The 18,654-nt window shown below is 73.6% G+C and carries 15 protein-coding genes and 3 pseudogenes; 7 read left to right on the top strand and 11 right to left on the bottom strand.

The annotated features are described in order from the left end of the window. Window positions 1-146 precede the first annotated feature (146 nt). A complete protein-coding gene (locus EDD39_RS17430) occupies window positions 147-1,304 on the top strand; it encodes a glycoside hydrolase family 19 protein (protein ID WP_123557122.1) in 1,158 nt (385 codons plus the stop codon). Window positions 1,305-1,360: 56 nt separating this feature from the next. On the opposite strand, the gene EDD39_RS17425 is transcribed toward EDD39_RS17430, so the two are convergent. Continuing rightward, window positions 1,361-2,611, bottom strand: a complete 1,251-nt coding sequence (locus tag EDD39_RS17425; RefSeq protein WP_123557120.1) for an MFS transporter — start codon at window positions 2,609-2,611, stop codon at window positions 1,361-1,363. A 90-nt stretch (window positions 2,612-2,701) separates the two neighbouring features. Here EDD39_RS17425 and EDD39_RS17420 point away from each other — a divergent pair, with 90 nt between their 5' ends. Both EDD39_RS17420 and EDD39_RS17415 read left to right on the top strand, forming a co-directional pair. After that, window positions 2,702-3,688: an ArsR/SmtB family transcription factor gene (locus tag EDD39_RS17420; protein WP_208765522.1), complete on the top strand. Its 987-nt coding sequence runs from the start codon at window positions 2,702-2,704 to the stop codon at window positions 3,686-3,688. A 289-nt stretch (window positions 3,689-3,977) separates the two neighbouring features. After that, window positions 3,978-4,301, top strand: coding sequence for a hypothetical protein (locus EDD39_RS17415; protein WP_148089466.1), 324 nt, complete (start codon window positions 3,978-3,980; stop codon window positions 4,299-4,301). A gap of 12 nt (window positions 4,302-4,313) precedes the next feature. On the opposite strand, the pseudogene EDD39_RS17410 reads toward EDD39_RS17415, so the two are convergent. After that, window positions 4,314-4,436: pseudogene (locus EDD39_RS17410) on the bottom strand (IS5/IS1182 family transposase); the annotation flags it as partial. A 129-nt stretch (window positions 4,437-4,565) separates the two neighbouring features. Between EDD39_RS17410 and istB the strand changes: the two are divergent. Further along, window positions 4,566-5,331 (top strand): annotated as a pseudogene (gene istB / locus EDD39_RS17405) (IS21-like element helper ATPase IstB). 32 nt (window positions 5,332-5,363) lie between these two features. Here istB and EDD39_RS17400 read toward each other — a convergent pair. From EDD39_RS17400 to EDD39_RS17390, 3 genes and pseudogenes are all read right to left on the bottom strand, one after another. Then, window positions 5,364-5,795: a DUF6228 family protein gene (locus tag EDD39_RS17400; RefSeq protein WP_123560533.1), complete on the bottom strand. Its 432-nt coding sequence runs from the start codon at window positions 5,793-5,795 to the stop codon at window positions 5,364-5,366. Window positions 5,796-5,948: 153 nt separating this feature from the next. Then, window positions 5,949-6,759: pseudogene (locus EDD39_RS17395) on the bottom strand (IS5 family transposase); the annotation flags it as partial. 53 nt (window positions 6,760-6,812) lie between these two features. Continuing rightward, window positions 6,813-7,451 carry a hypothetical protein gene (locus tag EDD39_RS17390; RefSeq protein ID WP_123557113.1) on the bottom strand — a complete coding sequence of 213 codons (639 nt, stop codon included), beginning with the start codon at window positions 7,449-7,451 and terminating at the stop codon, window positions 6,813-6,815. Window positions 7,452-7,620: 169 nt separating this feature from the next. Here EDD39_RS17390 and EDD39_RS17385 point away from each other — a divergent pair, with 169 nt between their 5' ends. Continuing rightward, a complete protein-coding gene (locus tag EDD39_RS17385) occupies window positions 7,621-9,909 on the top strand; it encodes a glycosyl hydrolase family 18 protein (protein WP_123557111.1) in 2,289 nt (762 codons plus the stop codon). A 142-nt stretch (window positions 9,910-10,051) separates the two neighbouring features. Here the strand turns inward: EDD39_RS17385 and EDD39_RS17380 are convergent, their stop codons facing one another. Next, window positions 10,052-11,236 (bottom strand): geranylgeranyl reductase family protein, encoded by a 1,185-nt coding sequence (locus EDD39_RS17380; RefSeq protein ID WP_123560531.1) that lies wholly within the window; start codon window positions 11,234-11,236, stop codon window positions 10,052-10,054. A 255-nt stretch (window positions 11,237-11,491) separates the two neighbouring features. Between EDD39_RS17380 and EDD39_RS17375 the strand changes: the two genes are divergently transcribed. Beyond that, entirely contained in the window at window positions 11,492-12,022 is a 531-nt protein-coding gene (locus EDD39_RS17375; RefSeq protein ID WP_123560530.1) for a carboxymuconolactone decarboxylase family protein, read from the top strand. Between the two features lie 16 nt (window positions 12,023-12,038). Here EDD39_RS17375 and EDD39_RS17370 read toward each other — a convergent pair whose 3' ends face one another. The 4 genes from EDD39_RS17370 to EDD39_RS17355 all read right to left on the bottom strand — a co-directional run bounded on the left by EDD39_RS17370 (window position 12,039) and on the right by EDD39_RS17355 (window position 16,013). After that, the gene (locus EDD39_RS17370; protein WP_123557109.1) at window positions 12,039-12,458 is read right to left on the bottom strand and encodes a hypothetical protein; all 420 of its coding nucleotides are present in this window, start codon (window positions 12,456-12,458) and stop codon (window positions 12,039-12,041) included. 91 nt (window positions 12,459-12,549) lie between these two features. After that, window positions 12,550-13,296 carry a DUF4184 family protein gene (locus EDD39_RS17365; RefSeq protein WP_123557107.1) on the bottom strand — a complete coding sequence of 249 codons (747 nt, stop codon included), beginning with the start codon at window positions 13,294-13,296 and terminating at the stop codon, window positions 12,550-12,552. 58 nt (window positions 13,297-13,354) lie between these two features. Further along, window positions 13,355-14,404, bottom strand: a complete 1,050-nt coding sequence (locus EDD39_RS17360; RefSeq protein WP_123557105.1) for an NUDIX hydrolase — start codon at window positions 14,402-14,404, stop codon at window positions 13,355-13,357. Between the two features lie 172 nt (window positions 14,405-14,576). Continuing rightward, on the bottom strand, window positions 14,577-16,013 hold the full coding sequence (locus EDD39_RS17355; RefSeq protein ID WP_123557103.1) for an AMP-binding protein: 1,437 nt from the start codon (window positions 16,011-16,013) through the stop codon (window positions 14,577-14,579). 231 nt (window positions 16,014-16,244) lie between these two features. Here EDD39_RS17355 and EDD39_RS17350 point away from each other — a divergent pair, with 231 nt between their 5' ends. Beyond that, window positions 16,245-17,612: a S53 family peptidase gene (locus tag EDD39_RS17350; protein WP_425269696.1), complete on the top strand. Its 1,368-nt coding sequence runs from the start codon at window positions 16,245-16,247 to the stop codon at window positions 17,610-17,612. A gap of 72 nt (window positions 17,613-17,684) precedes the next feature. Here the strand turns inward: EDD39_RS17350 and EDD39_RS17345 are convergent, their stop codons facing one another. Further along, window positions 17,685-18,647, bottom strand: coding sequence for an electron transfer flavoprotein subunit alpha/FixB family protein (locus tag EDD39_RS17345; RefSeq protein WP_123557099.1), 963 nt, complete (start codon window positions 18,645-18,647; stop codon window positions 17,685-17,687). Window positions 18,648-18,654: the final 7 nt, after the last annotated feature.

Below are 18,654 nucleotides of genomic sequence, written 5' to 3'. Positions count from 1 at the left end.
CCAGTACCCGATCTTCGGGGCGCGCTCGCCGCGGGGCTCCGCGCCCCCGCCCCCAACTTCCTTAAGGTCTAGACCTATTGACAGTTAACGGACAAATTCGCTTGAGTGCTGGGTACACCGCTCGTTCCCCCACAAGGAGTGGCCGAATGTCCCACACCCGTACCTCCCACCGGCCGGCCCACCGGGCCGGCTCCCGCCGCGGCCGGGTCGCCGCACTGCTGACCGGCGCGCTGGCCGCGACCGGACTGGCCGTCATGGTGCCCACCACCTCGACCGCGGCCGCCGCCTGCACCACCCCGTACTCGGCGACGCAGGTCTACACCGGAGGCATGTCCGCCTCGTACAACGGGCACAACTGGAACGCCAAGTGGTGGACCCAGGGCGAGACGCCGAGCACCGGCGGCTCCGGCGTCTGGGCCGACCAGGGCGCCTGCGGCGGCGGTGGCGGCACCACCACCACCCCGACGCCCAGCCAGGGCACCTGCAACCACCCCACCTGGGTGGCCGGCACCCAGTACGCCACCGGCACGGTGGTCAAGTACGCGCCCAACGGCCAGTACTACGTCGCCACCCACGACAACCCGGGCTACGACCCGACCATCTCCACCTGGTACTGGAGCCCGTACACCTGCACCGGCGGTGGCGGCACCAGCCCGAGCCCGACCACCACCACCCCCAACCCGGGCGGGTTCGTGGTCTCCGAGGCCCAGTTCAACCAGATGTTCCCGAACCGGAACCCCTTCTACACGTACTCCGGCCTGGTCGCGGCACTGAACGCCTACCCGGCGTTCGCGGGCACCGGCTCGGACACCGTGAAGAAGCAGGAGGCGGCGGCGTTCCTCGCCAACATCAGCCACGAGACCGGCGGCCTGGTGTACGTGGTCGAGCAGAACACCGCGAACTACCCGCACTACTGCGACACCACCCAGCCCTACGGCTGCCCGGCCGGCCAGGCCGCGTACTACGGCCGCGGGCCGATCCAGCTCAGCTGGAACTTCAACTACAAGGCGGCCGGCGACGCCCTCGGCATCGACCTGCTGAACAACCCCAACCTGGTGCAGACCGACGCGGCCGTCGCCTGGAAGACCGGCATCTGGTACTGGATGACCCAGAACGGCCCGGGCACCATGACCGCGCACAACGCCATGGTCAACGGCGCCGGCTTCGGCGAGACCATCCGCTCCATCAACGGCTCGATCGAGTGCAACGGCGGCAACCCCGCCCAGGTGCAGAGCCGGGTCAACGCGTACACCAGCTTCACCTCGATCCTGGGCGTGCCCACCGGCTCCAACCTGAGCTGCTGACGCCCTGAAACACCGGGCCCCCGGCCGACGCGACGTCGGCCGGGGGCCCGGTGCGCTCAACGCCGCACCAGCGCCGTCATCCCGAAGCCCGCGGCGGCGAACAGCGCCGCCAGCAGCGCCCAGCCCGCCAGGCCGTGCGCGATCACCACCGAGGTCATCAGCGCCGGGCCGAGCATCAGCGCGCCTGACATGCCGGTGTTGAACACGCCCTGGTAGGCGCCGTGCGCGTCCTCCTTCGCCAGGTCGTAGCTGAGCGCCCAGGCGCCCGCCTGGCTGTACACCTCGCCCAGCGCCTGACAGGCCACCCCGCCCGCCACCAGCAGCGCCGCCGCCCAGCCGGGCAGCCCGGCGGCCAGGCCCACCACCAGGCAGGACGCGGCCACCAGCAGCGCCCCGCGGCGGAACACCAGGGCCGCGGCCCGCGGCTGCTCGGTGCCCCGGGTGGCCCGCACCTGCAGCACGATCACCAGCGCGGTGTTCACCAGCAGCCCGCCCGCGACCATCCAGCGCGGCGCGGCGGTGTCGCGCACCACCCACAGCGGCAGCCCGACCTCGATCATCACGAACTGCAGGGTGATCACCCCGTTCAGGCCGGTCAGCAGCAGGAACGTCCGGTCGCGCAGCGCCGGGTTCGGCCCGGACGCGGCCCGCTCGGTGTGCCCGGCGGCGCGCGGCGTGGCCGGCACCAGCAGCCCGTACAGCACCGCGATCACCCCGAACGAGGCCGCGTCGACCAGCAGCGCCGTCAGGTAGGCGCCCCGGGTGTCCAGTTGCAGGACGGCCGCGGCGCCCAGCGTGCCCACCGCCAGGCCGACGTTGGTGACCGAGCGCAGGTAGGCCCGGCCGGCCACCCGCCCGTCCACCGGCAGCACCTCGGCGAACAGCGCCCCGCGCACCGCCGAGCCGCCCCGGTCGGCGACCGCCACCAGGCAGGCCAGCAGCGCGAACACCACCAGGTCGTGCACCAGCACGTAGGCGGCCGCGCACACCGCCTGCCCGGCCAGCAGCACGACCAGCACCCGCTTGGGCCCGTACCGGTCCGACAGCCGCCCGGCCGGGACGCCCGCCGCCACCCCGCACGCCCCGGCGACCGTCAGCACCAGGCCGACCGTGCCGACGCCGAAGCCCATCACCCGGGTGAAGTACACCACCGCGAGCGTCATCCCCAGGCCGTTGCCGAGGGTGTTGACCAGGGTGATCGCGGACAGCCGGCGCAGCACCGGGTCCTCGGGCAGCAGCCGGGCGAGCCGGTGGCGGGCAGGGGGAAGCGACACGGCCGGATCGGCCGCGGGGTCAGTGGCGGTCATGCCCCGATCAGACCGGGTACGGAGCGCCCGTGGTATTGATTTAGCCCCCGCCTCAATCCCCGGTGCGGGACGGACCACCTGGGGGGCGTCGTGGTACTGCGGTTCCGGCTGGGGCTGGCCGACCTGGCCGCCACCTACTTCGCCTGCTCGCCGCTCCAGGAGGCGGTGCTCAGCCTGCGGATGTGGACCCACCCCGGGCAGTACCCGCACGGCGCCGCGTTCGAGGCGATGCGCCCGGCCTTCGAGGCCCTGCCGCAGGCCCCGCTGCTGCGCGCCCTGGTGGCGAGCAACAAGTACGTGCCGGACTTCCTGACCCCCCGCCCCGCCGTCCCGTTCCCGGAGTTCCGGGCCGAACTGGCCGTCGTCCGGGCCTTCGACCCGGCCCGGCTGGCCGGCGAACTCGCCCTGGCCTTCCTCCCGCACGACCGGGCCCTGCCGCCGCTGCTCGCCGACCGCGCCCACCGCCCGGCCGCGCTGATCGCCGAGATCGCCGACGCCTTCCAGGCGTACTGGACGCACGTCCTGGAACCCGGCTGGTGGCCGCGGGCCCGCTCGGTGCTGCACGCCGACATCGTGCACCGCGCCCGGGTGCTGGCCGAACGCGGCGCCGCCGGACTGTTCGCCGACCTCGACCACCGCCTGCACTGGGCGGACGGGGTGCTGACCATCGACCGGGACTGGGGCGACGGCGACCTGGACGTCCCCGTCGACCGACGCGGCCTGGCCCTGCTGCCGACCTGCTTCGCCCGCGGCGCGCTCACCGCGATCGGCCCGGACCTCACCCCGTCGATCACCTACCTCTCCCGCGGCCAGGGCAACCTGGCCGGCCCGCCCGACCCGCCACCCGCCCCGCACGCCCTGGAACAGCTGCTCGGCACCCCCAAGGCCCGCCTGCTCACCCTGCTGCACGAACCCACCGCCACCACCGAACTGGCCCGCCGGCTCGGCGTCACCCCCGGCGCCGTCAGCCAGCACCTGGCCGTCCTGCACGCCACCCGCCTGGTCACCCGCGCCCGCCACGGCCGCCTGGTCCTCTACACCCGCAGCCCCCTCGCCGACCAGCTCCTCGGCCCCTGAACGCGGACGAGGGGCCCCGCCCAGGGGCCCGGGGAACGGCGGGTCGATGCCGCTGGAGGCCGGAGCCCACCGGAAAGTCCGCGCGGCCGGGGGCTGTCGGAACCGGCAACCCCCCGCCCGCCGCAGGCGCTAGGAGCTGTCCGGCCGATCATCTGACCGCCTCGCGCTCAGGTCGCCATCCTGGGCACGAGGCGGATTGATCTCGGTGATCGGCGGGACTCCACACCGGCGCGGAATTCGGCAGTGCTCGGCCTTCCGCAGTCGGGACGGCCCCGCGATGATGGTCGACATGGACGCTGCTACAGATCCGGTGGCCGCGGTGGCCCGCCTGCGGGACGAGCCGTGGAACCGCAGGTGGAATGATCTTGAGGTGGCCGGCGTCGATCTGGCCTCGCTCGACACCAGACTGGAAGGCTGTGCCTACACCTGGGTCGCCAACGGTGGCTCCCTGCACGAACGGGGAATGACGACCGTGAGGCTCATCCTCGGCCAGTTGGAGAGGGCCATTCCCGAGCTCACCGAGGATGACAGCCCGGACGTCTGGCATCGGCTGCACGAGATGGCCCGGCTCATCGTGGCGCACAACGCCCCGCCCGCTGAGGTGATTTCCTAGGAACCTGTTCAATCAGCTGCGGAGCCAGATAACCACGGCTGCCACGGTGACGGTACCGAGGAAGACATAACCGCGCTTGTCGTACCGGGTCGCGACGGCACGGGAGTTCTTCAACCTGTTGATGGCCCGTTCGACGGTGTGGCTTTATACGTGAGTGGTGAGAGCACCTGTCGCTGAGCGGCGAGAGCACCCCGTGCCACGGGAGAGTGATGTCGCCGAGTTTCGAGAACACCTGGGTGCTCGCCTCGGGAGCATGGTTGTGCACTGCACGACGAGGGGGCCCGGGTGCTGCCGAAGTCCAAGGTCGATCTGTACGCGGCGATCCGCCGTGACTCGCGTTCCGGGTTGTCGAACCGCGCCCTGATGCGGAAGTACGGCGTCGGCTTCCTCTCCGAGCTGCTGATGTCCGAGTGCGACGACCGGGCCCGGCGCCGCTCGGAACGGCGGATCAAGGCCGCCGGCTTCCCCCCGGGACAAGTCCCTGCGGAAGTTCGACTTCGACGCGAACCCGAACATCGACCCTGCGACGATCCACACCCTCGCGACCTGCGAGTGGATCAAGAAGAGTCTGCCGCTCTGCCTGATCGGCGACTCCGGCACCGGCAAGTCCCACCTGCTGATCGCGCTCGGCACCGAGGCCGCGATGGCTGGGTTCCGGGTCAAGTACGTGCTGGCCACCAAGCTCGTCAACGAGCTGGTCGAGGCCGCGGACGAGAAGCAGCTGGCCAAGACCATTGCCCGCTACGGCCGCGTTGACCTGCTCTGCATCGATGAGCTGGGCTACATGGAAATCGACCGCAGGGAAGCCGAGTTGCTCTTCCAGGTGCTGGCCGAGCGCGAGGAGAAGAACAGCGTCGCCATCGCCTCGAACGAGTCGTTCGCCGGCTGGACCAAGACCTTCACCGACCCTCGCCTCTGCGCGGCCATCGTCGACCGCCTGACCTTCAACGGCACCATCATCGAGACCGGCACCGACTCCTACCGACTCGCCAGCACCCGCGCCCGAGCCGAACAGCAAGCCGTCGGCTGAGAAAGTCCCGGGACGGGCCGACCGTCGACGGCCTACTCCTCGCGCAGGAATTCCCGCAGGTCTGCGGCGACGGCCGTCATCCCTTCGCCGGCCTCGATCACGGTCGTCACGGTGCAGCTCCAGTCGCCCGGGAAGAAGCCAGATCGCAGGGTCCAGCCCAGATACACATGACCGCCCGAGCCGAACGTCGCTGTCACGACCAGGTGATTGGTGACCCAGACCCGTTCGCCCTCCCAACCACGGAAGTCGCGCGCGAGGCCATCGAAGAACTCGCCCATGCTGTCCCAGACAGTCACGGTCACGGTCTCAAGCCGTGCCCGCAATCCGTCATCGATGGCCTCCACAGCAAAGGCGACCTCGTACTCCGCCCGGGACCAGTCGAACAACCGGACAGAGGCCGCCGAGGCCCCTGCCCCCTGAACGACGAGCTCGACCTGCCCTGGAACCATCTCGATCAAACTCACCCAGCGAAGGATACGGACGCCCCAAGTCGACGTCACCACCATTCCCAGGCACTGGAACCGTTCCTACTTCTCATCAACATTTGGGTGCCCATCAGCCACCTCCGTGCTGCCAGCTCTCACCAACAAGCGCTCTTCGTTCTCACCTATGCAGCCAACGGTGTTGCGCTTCTTGTACCGCTCCTCGTCGAAGCCCGGCGGCCGTCCGCCGCGTGCTCCCCTGCGCAGACAGGCGGCCCGGCTGTCGGCCTTCTCCGGGATCGTGTGCGGGACGCCCCGTCGCCGCAGGTGCTCGCGGCAGGGGCCGTTGCTGTAGGCCTTGTCGGCCGCGACACTGTCGGGCTTCTTGCAGGGCTGGCCGAGCCCGAGCCGGGGCACCCGGATCTTCTCCAACACCGGCACGAACTGGGTGCAGTCTGCCCGCTGCCCCGGTGTGACGATCAGCGACAGCGGGCGGCAACGGCCGTCCGCGCTCAGGTGGATCTTGCTGGTGAAACCGCCACGCGAACGCCCCAGGCCCTCGCCTCCCGCACCACCTCCACCAGCTGGCCGACCAGGCCCTGCCAGGGACTTTCGCCCTGGTGTTCCAGCGCGTCGTCCCCCTTTGAGGTGGCGGGTCGGTGCGGGCGCCGGCCGCGTGCTGGTACGCGCGCACGATGGTGGAGTCCACCGAGATGTCCCAGTCGATCTCCCCTGTCGCATCGGCCGCGGCCTGGACCCGCTGCAGCAGCCGCTCCCAAGTGCCGTCCGCCGACCACAGCCGATGGCGCTCGTAGACGGTCTTCCACGGCCCGAACCGCTCCGGCAGGTCACGCCAGTGCACCCCGGTCCGCACCCGGCGCAGGATCTCGTCGATCACCTGCCGGTGATCGCGCCACCGCCCGCATCGGCCGTTGCTCACCCGCAGGAACGGCCGCAGCCTCTCCCACTCCGCGTCCGACAGATCGCCGCGTTCTCCCCGCCCCATACGCGGGATAACGATCCGACCAGGCGACAGTCACATGATCGGCCGGACAGCTCCTAGCAGAACGCCAGCACCGCCCCCGTCTCCACCGAGCAGCGCGCCGCCAGCCGCAGCTGCAGGCAGACGAACGCCTCGGTCCCGTACCGCCGCCACCCCTCGGCCGCCGGGTCCGGGTCCTCCGCGGCGTCGGTGACCTCCGCGGAGTCCGGGTCGAGGTCGTCGGGCAGGCCCAGGGCCAGGGCGAGCGCCTCCAGTTCGGCCAGCAGCCGCACCGAGGAGCCGAGCAGGCCACCGCTCAGCTCCGGGTCGGCCAGGACGGGGGCGAAGTCGACCGGCGCGTAGTAGCCCTCGCAGTCCGAGTGGTGGATCAGGTGGTCGAACGGGCCGGGCCGGTCGTCGGGGACGTCCTCGTACGCGGCCCGCAGCACCGGGTCGTCGGTGGCTCGCTCCCCCTCCGCCAGCGGTTCGGGCAGCTGCCCGCCCGCGGCGAGGTGCGCGGCGAGGCGGCGCAGCGTGTGCAGGCCCGAGTAGCCCCAGATCCGCTCGCCGAAGCGCGGTCCGTTCTCCGGTTCCCGCCAGCCCGGCAGCCCTTCGGCCGCCAGTACCCGGGTGATCTCCGCGCACTCCGCGCGGAACCACTCGGCCGTGTCCTCCTCGGCGCCGATCAGCGCGCCCACCATCACATCGAGTCCCATGGCGGTGATCCTGCCAGCCGCCGCCGACAGTCGTGGATCAAGGAGCTGACGTCCCGTCAACCCCCATCCGGTATAGACCTGTTGACGAGTTGGTCCAGTCCACTTACCCTCCTGAGTGCCGCTCCCGGCACCCCTGTACGGAATCCCCCACACCAGACAGGGAGTACCGATGCACGTCCGCTCCAGGCAATGGCTCAGGGCCCGTCTGCTGGCCCTGCTCGCCGCGCTCGCACTGCCACTGGCCCTGCTCGCCGCCACGCCCGCGCACGCCGCGGCCAAACTGACCGCCACCTTCACCGGTGACAACTACGGGTCCTGGTGGAAGGGCACCTTCGTCGTCAAGAACCCCAACGCCACCGCCGTCACCGGGTGGACCCTGGACTTCGACCTGCCGCCCGGCGTCACCATGACCGGCACCTACAACGGCACCTCCACCACCACCGGCAGCCACGTCACCGCGACCAACGCGTACTACAACGCGACGGTGCCCGCGAACGGCTCGACCGAGCCGTACAGCTTCTGGTTCATCGGCAACGGCCCGATCACCGCCCCGCTCAACTGCCGCGTCAACGGCGACAAGTGCGACGGCACCCCGGACGTCCCGCCGACCGCGCCGGGCGCCCCGACCCTGGTCGACGCCACCGCGCACAGCCTCTCGCTGAGCTGGCCGGCCGCGTCCAAGGGCGACTTCCCGGTCGCCTCGTACGACGTGCTGAACGGCTCGGTGATCCTCGGCTCGGCCGCCGGCACCGCCACCACGCTGACCGGACTGACCCCGGCCACCACCTACGGCCTGACCGTCCGGGCCAAGGACACCCGCGGCAACACCGGCCCGGTCAGCCCGGTGCTGAGCGCCGCCACCGTCGACCCGGCCACCGACACCGTGCCGCCCACCGCGCCCGGCAACCTGCGCTCCACCGGGGTCACCAGCACCGGCGTCTCGCTGGCCTGGGACGCCGCCACCGACAACAAGCGGGTCGCCGCGTACGACGTCTACCAGGGCGGCAACCTGGTGCAGACCGTCGGCGGCACCACCACCGCCGCCACCGTCGGCCAGCTCTCCCCCGCCACCCCGTACGCCTTCACCGTCAAGGCCCGGGACGCCGCCGACAACAGCTCCCCCGCCTCCACCACGCTGAACGTCACCACCGGCGACCTCGCCGGGCCCGGCAAGTACTCCCGGGTCGGCTACTTCGTCCAGTGGGGCATCTACGGCCGCCAGTACTTCGTCAAGAACCTCGACACCTCCGGCAGCGCCGCCAAGCTCGACGTCATCAACTACGCCTTCGAGAACATCGACCCGGTCAACCTGACCTGCCTGGCCGGCGTCACCAAGGGCACCACCGCCGACCCGGAGGACCCGGACCAGGGCACCGGCGCCGGTGACGCCGACGCCGACTACGCCCGCCCGATGAGCGCCGCCCAGTCCGTGGACGGCGTCGCCGACGACGGCTGGTCACCGCTGCGCGGCAACCTCAACCAGCTCAAGAAGCTGAAGGCGAAGTACCCGAACCTCAAGGTCGTGGTCTCGCTCGGCGGCTGGACGTACTCCAAGTACTTCTCCGACGCGGCCGCCACCGACGCCTCCCGCAAGAAGCTGGTCTCCTCCTGCATCGACATCTGGATCAAGGGCAACCTGCCCGCCTACAACGGCGCGGGCGGCCCCGGCACGGGCGCCGGCATCTTCGACGGCATCGACGTCGACTGGGAGTGGCCCGGCTCCCCCGACGGCCACCCCGGCAACCACTACTCCGCGAACGACAAGCAGAACCTGACCCTGCTGCTGGCCGAGTTCCGCCGCCAGCTCGACGCCCTCGGCGGCTCGCACAAACTGCTCACCGCCTTCACCCCCGCCGACCCGGCCAAGGTCGGCCAGGGCTGGGACCTCTCGCAGATCTTCCGGTCCCTCGACATCGCCAACGTCCAGGGCTACGACTTCCACGGCTCCGGCAGCGACAACTCGTGGGAGCCCAACCGCACCGGCCAGCAGGCCAACCTGCACACCGACCCCACCGACCCCTACCCGTTCCACTTCTCGATCGAGAACGCCGTCGACACCTACCTGGCGGCCGGCGTCAACCCGCGCAAGCTCACCATCGGCTTCCCGTTCTACGGCCGCGGCTGGCAGAACGTCACCGACGGCGGCGCGCACGGCGCCTGGCAGGCCGCGGGCGGCGCCGCACCCGGCCAGTTCGCCGAGGAGGCCGGCACCCGCGGCTACAACAACCTGATCACCTCGGTGCCCAACCTGACCGTCTACCACGACCCGGTGTCCGTCTCCACCTACGGCTACACCGGCAGCGGCGGCCAGTGGTGGACCTTCGACGACGCCTGGTCGATCGGCCAGAAGACCGCCTGGCTCAAGTCGAAGAACCTGCTGGGCGCGATGGTCTGGGAGATGTCCGGCGACACCCCGTCCGGCACCCTGATGAACGCCCTGGACGCGGGCCTGAAGTAACCCCGGGAACGCGGGCGCGGGGCGGCCCCCGAATCCCAACCCCCCGCGCCCGTCCGCACGGCCCGCCCGGAGAGGAACCCCTCCCGGGCGGGCCCGCCGACCACCGGCGCCCGGCCGCCGACTCCCGGCCGGCGGCGCCCGGCTACTGCCGCCCGGCGACCGACGCCAGCTTGCGCGCCGCCCGGTGGTCCCGCATCAGCTGCGCGAACGTGGTGTGCCCCTGGGTGGTCCGGGCGAACGCCCGCCACGCCGGGTTGATCAGCGACACCGCCGCGTGGAACAGGTACGGGCGCTTCTCGAACGAGGCCAGCATGACCTTCCCGGCCCGCATCTCCACGCCCAGCCCGGCCTTGATCGCGAACGCGTAGTTCAGCGCCTGCCGCCGCACGTCCGCCGCGCCGCCCGCCTCGGCCACCTGCACCGCCCACTCGCCGGCCAGCCGGCCCGAGCGCAGCGCGTACGAGATGCCCTCCCGGGTCCACGGCTCCAGCAGCCCGGCCGCGTCGCCCGCGACCAGCACCCGGCCGCGCGACAGCGGCGAGTCCTCGGCCCGGCAGCGCGTCAGGTGCCCGGACTCCACCAGCGGTTCGAACCCGGACAGGCCCAGGCGGCGGATGTACGCCGCCAGGTACTCCTTGGTCCGCTCGCCCTCGCCGCGCGCCGAGATCACCCCGACGGTCAGCGTCCCCGAGTCGGTCTTCGGGAACACCCAGCCGTAACTGCCCGGCAGCGGGCCCCAGTCCAGGTGGATCCGGCCCGCCCAGTGCCGCGACACCGACTCCGGCACCGGGATCTCCGCCTCCAGGCCCAGGTCGATCTGGTCGAAGGTCACGCCGACGTGCCGGCCGATCCGGCCGGCCGAGCCGTCCGCGCCGACCACCGCCCGCGCCTCGACCTTCCGGCCGTCCGCCAGCGTCACGAACACCGTCCGGCTGTCGCCGCCGCGCTGCTCCACGCCGGTCGCGGTCACGCCCGTCACCAGCACCGCCCCGGCCTGCTCGGCCGCCTGCACCAGGCGCAGGTCGAACTCGTCCCGGTTGACCACGCCGAACAGCATCCGCTTCGAGCGCCGGGTCCGGGTCCACCGGCCGTTCAGCGCGAAGGTCACCGCCGAAATGCGGTCCTGCAGCGGCAGTTTGAAGTCCTCCGGCAGCGAGTCCCGGGACGGCCCGATGATGCCGCCGCCGCAGGTCTTGTACCGGGGGTGCTCGGCCTTGTCGAGCAGCAGCACCCGCCGCCCGCGCGAGGCCGCCGCGTACGCCGCCGAAGAGCCGGCCGGACCGGCGCCGACCACCACGACGTCCCACACCCCGTCCGGCAGCTCCACCGCCCCCGCCTCCCGCCCGTCGTCCTGCGGGCCGGTGCCCGCTGCCTCCTCCGACACCCCGTCACCGGCGTCGTCGGCGGGGGCCGCGACCGGCTCGACGGGGTCCAGGTCCTTGGTGCTACCGGTGTCAGTCACGGTCGCCCATCCTAATCTGCCCGCCCCCCGCCACGGCCATGCCCCGCCCTTCCCGCACCGGCTCCGCCTTCCCAGGTCATGGGCTTGCCAAGCCCGCGCCGAACCGCTTCAGTGACCCCCATGCCCCACATCGCACTGCCCACCGACGCCCCCGGCATCCAGGGCCTGCTCGCCGCCAAACCCTCCTCCGGCCTGCGCCTGAGCGAACTCGCCGAGCAACTCCTGCGCGGCGACTCCCCGCTGGGCGTCGGCGACCGCGAGCTGATCGCCGCCCACGTCTCCGCCCTCAACCGCACCCGCTACTGCGCCGGCGCCCACGGCGCCACCGCCGCCCACCGCCTCGGCGGCGACTTCGCCCTGGTCGAGGCCGTCCAGACCGACCTCGCCACCGCCCCCGTCACCGACCTCCAGCGCGCCCTGCTGCACCTCGCCGGCAAGGTCGCCGAGAGCGGACTGTCCGTCACCCCCGAGGACGTCGCCGCCGCGAAGGCCGCCGGCGCCGACGACGAGACCGTCCACGACACCGTCCTGATCGCCGCCGCCTTCTGCATGTACAACCGCTACGTCGACGGCCTCGCCGCCCTCACCCCCGACGACCCCGCCGCCTACCGCGCCATCGGCGCCCACCTCGCCGCCAACGGCTACCTCTGACGGCCCCGGCCGGAGGTCAGAGCCTGGCCAGGAAGGCGTCCAGCTGCGGCCGGGAGGTGAACCACACCTCCATCCGCACCGGCCGCTTCGCCTGCGGCAGCCGCAGCCACACCCGGCTGCGCCGGCGGCCGTGGGCGACCTTCGCCACCAGTGCCCCGGCCTGCTCCAGCGGCACCACGGCCAGGGCCTCCTCCGGCTCGCCCGTCGACCGCGGTCCGCGCAGCACGAACACCGACCGGTCGGTGACCGCGAGGTAGTAGGTGCGCATCAGCACCATGGCCATCGGCCCGAGCAGGCCCTGGACCAGCGGGTGCGGCCCGCCGGTGCCCGGCACGATCAGTCGCGGACGCTCGGTCGGGTCGAGCCGCAGCACCGCCCGCCGGGCTCCCGAGGCCAGTTCCGGCAACCGGTCCGACGTACCCACCGTGCTCGCCATCGTGGCCGTTCCCCCCTGCTTCGTACGCGCCCCCTCCGAGCCCGGGGGCCGCCCCTGCCCAGCGCCTCCGACGGTCCGTCCGCCGGGCCGGTCAACTCCGGTCGGCGGACGGCCGGTTCGACCCGGTCCCGGGGGTTTCCGGCCGCTCTCCGCCCCGGACTCCGGCCAGCCCGAGGACCGCCGCGCCGACCGCCAGGCCCGCGCCCGCACCGAAGCAGGCCTCGTCGACCACGCCCCGCTCGCCGCGCAGGACCCGCTCGGCCGCCCCCGCGAGGGTCGCGGCGGCGAGCAGCGCGGCGGTGCCCCGGCGGCTCTCCCGCCAGGGGCCGGCGTACCGGGCGAGCACGCCCAGGCCGAGCAGCGACGTCCCGTACTGCAGGGCGGTGTGCAGCGGGACGCCCGCGACCTCGCGTTCCAGCACCGGCAGGGCCCGGACGCCGGCCCGGCCGTGGTGGGTGAAGGAGTCCCAGGCCAGGTGGGTGGCCGCGCCCGCGGCCAACGCCCCGGCGGCCAGCAGGAGTTCGCCGGGGGCCGGGCGCCGCTCGGGGGCCACCGCGTTCCACCGGCCGGGCACCGCGGCCCGCAGCGGCTCGCGCCACAGGCCGTACCAGCCGGCCACCAGCCCGGCCCCGACCGCGACGTCGAGGGTGGGGGCGGCCCACCAGCGGTGCGTCAACCCGCCGTGCCGGTAGACCCCCCGGACGAGGGACTCCGCGAAGAACGGCACGTCGGGCGCCAGCGAGCCGGCGACGAGTCCGGCGGCGACCAGCGCGCCCTTGCGCTTCGCGGCCCGCAGGCCGGGCAGGACGGCGGCGGCGTGGCTCAGGGTGAACGGCATCCCCCCATCCTGCCCCCGCCCGCCCCGGCCCGGGGAACCCGCCCGGGGAACCGCCTCCTCAGCGCGCGGACGCCGCCCCCGTCGCGGCGGGCCGCCCGCCCTCCAGGTAGCGCAGCTCGCCGACCGCCCGGGCCTCCAGCGCGGCGGCCAGCCGCCGCATCCGCCCGGCGGGCAGCATCTCGGCGGCCTCCCGCAGGGTCGCGAAGTGCCAGTCGCGCAGTTCCCCGGCGGGCAGCCGCAGCCGCAGCACCTGGGAGGGGCCGAGCCGCCCGCCGTCGTAGACCAGGCGCAGGCCGCCGCGTCCGCGTCCGGCGCCGGGCTCCCAGTCGACGGCGAGCAGCCGCAGTTCCTCCGGGTGCAGCCGCAGGCCGAGTTCCTCGGCGACCTCCCGGACGCCGGCCGCGGTGGGCGCCTCGCCGCACTCGACGACGCCGCCGGGGAACTCCCAGTGCGGCTTGTACGCGGGGTCGACCAGCAGCACCCGGTCCCGGTCGTCGAAGAGCAGCACCGCCGCGGCGACGGTGTCCCCGGCGCCGCCCTCGCTGCGCACGATCGGGCAGCGCGCGGCGCCGCCGCGCACCAGGTCGGCGATCCGCTCGGCGGTCTGCCGGGGCGTCAGCACCCCGTTGTCGACCATCCGGGCGTCCCCGGCCAGCCAGCCGCGGGCGGTGAGGTAGGCGGGCAGCGCCTCGCGGGCGCGGCGGCGCAGCCGGGCGGTGGCCTCCGGGTCCCCGGGGACGTCCTCGCGGGTGGCGATCCGGGCCCGCAGGATCGTCTCGACCGGGTCGAGGACGACGTGGTGGACCGGGATGCCGCGCCCGGCCAGCGAGCCGAAGACCTCGTCGCGGTGCTCTTGGCGCAGCAGCGTGGCGGGGACCAGGACCGGCCCGTCGGCCTCGGCGGCCAGCGCGGCGGCGGTCTCGGCGGCCAGGTGCCGCCAGGCGGGCGAGTCCTGGAGCTCGCCCGGCCCGTGGTCGGGCCGGGCGGCCCGCAGGACCGGCCCGAGGGTGTCAGGGTCGAACAGCACGCTCCCCGGCAGCAGTCCGACCAACTCCCGGCAGGCGCTCGTCTTGCCCGCCCCGAACGCCCCATTGACCCAGACGATCACAGCATCCCCTGCCCCTCCGTGGCACCGGCCCGGCCGTGCGCCGGGCAGCGCGGGGCACCGGCCCCCACGCCACCCCAGTGGTACCCACTCCCCGCCCTCCTGAAAGGACGGCCCGCGAACCGGCCCGCGCACCGGTCGGCGCACCGGCCCGCGAACCGGCCGACAGCCCGGGTTACCCTGCGCCGTCCAGGAGTTGCTTCTTGAGCACCTTGCCCATCGCGTTGCGCGGCAGGTCCTCGACCAGGACCACCCGGCGGGGCCGCTTGTGGACGGACAGCCGCCGCGCCACGAAGTCGATCAGCTCCCGCTCGCCGACCCCGCCGGCACCGGCCCCGCCGCCGTCCGCCGCGACCACGTACGCGACCACGGCCTGGCCGAGGTCCGGGTCGGGGGCGCCGACCACGGCGGCGTCGGCGACGCCGGGGTGGTCGCGCAGCGCGGCCTCGACCTCGCCGGCGCCGATCCGGTAGCCGCCGCTCTTGATCAGGTCGACGGAGGCCCGGCCGACGATCCGGTGGAAGCCGTCGGGTCCGATCACGGCGACGTCCCCGGTGCGGAACCAGCCGTCGGCGGTCCAGGACGCGGCGGTGGCCTCGGGCCGCCCGAGGTAGCCGTCGAACAGCGTGGGCCCCTGGAGCTGGAGTTCGCCGACGCTCTCGCCGTCGGCGGGCACCGGCCGCCCGTCCTCCCCGGCCAGCCGGGTCCGCACGCCGGGCAGCGGCACGCCGACCGCGCCGGGGCGGCGCTCGCCGTCGGCCCGGGTGGCGACGGTGATCAGCGTCTCGGTCATGCCGTACCGCTCGGCGGGGGCCTGCCCGGTGAGTTCCCGCAGCCGTTCGAAGACCGGGACGGGCAGCGGCGCGCTGCCGGACACCAGCAGCCGGGCGGCGGCGAGTTCGCGGGCGGCGGCCGGGTCGGCGGCGATCCGCGACCACACGGTGGGGACGCCGAAGTACAGGCTGCCGCGGGCGGCCGCGTACCCGGCGGGGGTGGGCCGGCCGGTGTGCACGAGGCGGCTGCCGGTGCGCAGCGCGCCGAGCACGCCGAGCACCAGGCCGTGCACGTGGAACAGCGGCAGGCCGTGCACCAGGGTGTCCTCGGCGTCCCACTGCCAGGCTCCGGCGAGCGCGTCGAGCCCGGCGGCGACGGCCCGGTGCGCGATCAGCGCGCCCTTGGGGGCGCCGGTGGTGCCGGAGGTGTACAGCACGAACGCGGTCCGGTCGGCGTCCTCGGCGGCGGGGCGCCAGGTGCCGGACGGGCGGTCCGTCAGCGACACCGGAAGGGCCGTCAACTCCGCTGTGTCGTCCGGCAGTCCGGCGCCGGCCAGCAGGGTGGCGCCGCTGTCGCGCAGGATGTGCGCGCGCTCCACCGGCCCGGAGTCGGGCGGCACCGGCACCACCGGCACGCCCGCGAGCAGGCCGCCGGCCACGGCCGCGACCGTCTCGGCGGTGGGCCGGGCCAGGACGGCGAGGCCGGGCGCCCCGGCGGCGCGTTCGGCCACCGCCCCGGCCGCGCCGAGCAGTTGTTCCCAGGACAGGGCGGTCCCGTCCACCACCACGGCGTCCGCCCGGTCCCCGTACCCGCCGTCGAGTGCTGTCAGCAGTCCCATGCCGCCCGACTCTACGAGGCCGGGCCGCCCGCGCGCAGCAGGGCCCGGCCGACCGTCCGGAGCTGCGGCGTTACCGAACCTCTCCGTTCCCTTTACCGAATCAGGTGGCCGACCGGGGCCATCGGGGCGGCCCGCCCGGACTATGGAAGGGCCCGTCGGCTGCCGATGGGATAGGGGCCGCCCCGGCCGGACCCGGCTCGGGCCCCTTCTCATCGAGGAGTCTCCTTGGGCATGCACCCCGCCACCGCGGGCACCCGACGCTCCACCGCGCTGCGGGCCGCCGCGCTGCTCGCCGTCGGGGCCACCGCCCTGACCGGTGCGACCGCAACCGCCCAGTCCGCCGCGCACCTCCCGGCGACGTTCAAGCTGCGCCCCGCCTCGGCCGGGCAGATCGACGCGGTCGGCCGGGTCGCGCCGATATCGACCTCGGACTGCGTGACGCAGATCGGCATCCACTGCTACTCGCCGCTGCAGTACCGCACCGCCTACCACCTGGACCCGCTGTACCGGCAGGGCGTGACCGGCAAGGGCCGCACCATCGTGATCGTGGACTCGTTCGGCTCGCCGACGATCCAGCACGACCTGGAGACCTTCGACAAGCAGTGGGGCATCCCGGACACCCAGGTCGAGGTGGTCAAGTGGGGCGACGTCCCGGTGTTCGACCCGACCAACGCCGACCACACCGGCTGGGCCGGCGAGACCACCCTGGACGTCGAGTACGCGCACGCGATCGCCCCGGACGCGCACATCGTGCTGGTGGAGACCGGCGTCGCCGAGACCGAGGGCGTCACCGGCCTGCCGGAGATGATGGACGCCGAGAAGGCCGTCATCAAGTCGCACGACGTGGACGTGATCTCGCAGAGCTTCGGCGCCACCGAGAACACCTTCCCGGGCTACGACAAGGGCGACTTCAAGTCGATCGAGAAGCTCCGCTACGCCTTCAAGTACGCGGCCGCCAAGGACGTCACGGTGCTCGGCGCGTCCGGCGACAACGGCGCCACCGACGCGATGGAGAACGGCAGCGACCTGTACCCGTACAAGGTCAACTCCTGGCCGTCCTCGGACCCGCTGGTCACCTCGGTCGGCGGCACCCAGCTGACCCTGGACAACGACGGCAACCGCACCGCCCCGGACAAGGTCTGGCACGACGACTACGGCGCGGCGGGCGGCGGCGTCTCCGGCGTCTTCGAACGCCCCTGGTACCAGACCGCCGTGGCGAACGTGACCGGCAACCACCGCGGCACCCCCGACATCTCGATGAGCGCGGCGGTGGACGGCGCGGCCTGGACGTACGAGTCGTACGACCCGACCCGGGTCGGCTGGCACCTGGTCGGCGGCACCAGCGAGGCGACCCCGGTCTTCTCCGGCGTCGTCGCGCTGGCCGCCCAGCTCGCGGGCCACCGCCTGGGCCAGCTCAACCCCCGCCTGTACGGCCTGGCCCTGCTGCCCTCGCAGCTCAGCGGCATCACCGACGTCACCGCGGGCGACAACTCCTGGGACACCGTGACGGGTTACCGGGCCACCAAGGGCTACGACCTGGCCTCCGGCCTCGGCACCGTCGACGCCAACCGCTTCGTGCGCTCCCTCGCGGGCCGCTGACAGCACGACGGCGCGGCTCCCGGAGACCCCGGGAGCCGCGCCGTCGGCCGTTTCCGGCCGGGTCCGGTCAGGTCAGCCCTTGCGGGCCTTGACCTCGCCGGTGAGCTGGGGGAGGACGGTGAAGAGGTCGCCGACGACGCCGTAGTCGACGAGTTCGAAGATGGGGGCTTCGGGGTCCTTGTTGACGGCGACGATGGTCTTGCTGGTCTGCATGCCGGCGCGGTGCTGGATGGCGCCGGAGATGCCGGCGGCGACGTAGAGCTGGGGGGAGACCTGCTTGCCGGTCTGGCCGACCTGGCTGCTGTGCGGGTACCAGCCGGCGTCGACGGCGGCGCGGGAGGCGCCGACGGCGGCGCCGAGGGCGTCGGCGAGGTCCTCGACGACGGTGAAGCCGTCGGCGGCGCCGACGCCGCGGCCGCCGGAGACCACGATGGCGGCCTCGGTCAGCTCGGGGCGGCCGGTGGACACGCGCGGGGTGCGGGCGGTGACGGTGGCAGCGTTGCCGCTGAGTGCCACGGTGACGTTCTGCACCTCGCCGGCGGCGGGGGCGGGCTCGGGGGCGGTGCTGTTGGGCTTGACGGTGATGACCGGGGCGCCGGTGGTGACGGTCGACTTGACCTGGAAGGACGCGGCGAACACCGACTGGGTGGCGACGGGGCCGCCGGTGCCCTGTTCGACGTCGACGGCGTCGGTGATCAGGCCGGAGCCCAGGCGCAGGGCGGTGCGGGCGGCGACCTCCTTGTTCTCGCCGGAGGAGGTGACCAGGACGGCGGCGGCGCCGGTGTCCTCGGCGATCTGGGTCAGCGCGTCGACCTTGGGCACCACCAGCTGGGAGGTGAACTCCTCGGCGTCGGCGGTGTAGACCTTGGCGGCGCCGTACTCGGCGGCCTTGGCGGCGATGTCGGCGGCCGCGGCTCCGGCGCCGAGGACGACGGCGGAGGGGGTGCCCAGGCGGCGGGCGAGGGTCAGCAGTTCGAGGGCGGGCTTGCGCACGGCGCCGTCGGCGTGGTCGACGAGGACCAGGATCTCGCTCATGGTTGTT

The sequence above is a fragment of the Kitasatospora cineracea genome (assembly GCF_003751605.1).
Lineage (GTDB): Bacteria > Actinomycetota > Actinomycetes > Streptomycetales > Streptomycetaceae > Kitasatospora > Kitasatospora cineracea.
Note: the sequence above shows the minus strand (reverse complement) of the source record. Positions and strands in the feature narration are given on the sequence as shown.

Excerpts from the sequence above, each read along its gene's own strand:
- EDD39_RS17385 (WP_123557111.1), top strand. The coding sequence starts at position 7,621 with ATGCACGTCCGCTCCAGGCAATGGCTCAGGGCCCGTCTGCTGGCCCTG.
- EDD39_RS17425 (WP_123557120.1), bottom strand. The coding sequence starts at position 2,611 with ATGACCGCCACTGACCCCGCGGCCGATCCGGCCGTGTCGCTTCCCCCT.
- EDD39_RS17415 (WP_148089466.1), top strand. The coding sequence starts at position 3,978 with ATGGACGCTGCTACAGATCCGGTGGCCGCGGTGGCCCGCCTGCGGGAC.
- EDD39_RS17355 (WP_123557103.1), bottom strand. The coding sequence starts at position 16,013 with ATGGGACTGCTGACAGCACTCGACGGCGGGTACGGGGACCGGGCGGAC.
- EDD39_RS17430 (WP_123557122.1), top strand. The coding sequence starts at position 147 with ATGTCCCACACCCGTACCTCCCACCGGCCGGCCCACCGGGCCGGCTCC.
- EDD39_RS17370 (WP_123557109.1), bottom strand. The coding sequence starts at position 12,458 with ATGGCGAGCACGGTGGGTACGTCGGACCGGTTGCCGGAACTGGCCTCG.
- EDD39_RS17350 (WP_425269696.1), top strand. The coding sequence starts at position 16,245 with ATGCACCCCGCCACCGCGGGCACCCGACGCTCCACCGCGCTGCGGGCC.
- EDD39_RS17390 (WP_123557113.1), bottom strand. The coding sequence starts at position 7,451 with ATGGGACTCGATGTGATGGTGGGCGCGCTGATCGGCGCCGAGGAGGAC.
- EDD39_RS17365 (WP_123557107.1), bottom strand. The coding sequence starts at position 13,296 with ATGCCGTTCACCCTGAGCCACGCCGCCGCCGTCCTGCCCGGCCTGCGG.
- EDD39_RS17375 (WP_123560530.1), top strand. The coding sequence starts at position 11,492 with ATGCCCCACATCGCACTGCCCACCGACGCCCCCGGCATCCAGGGCCTG.
- EDD39_RS17345 (WP_123557099.1), bottom strand. The coding sequence starts at position 18,647 with ATGAGCGAGATCCTGGTCCTCGTCGACCACGCCGACGGCGCCGTGCGC.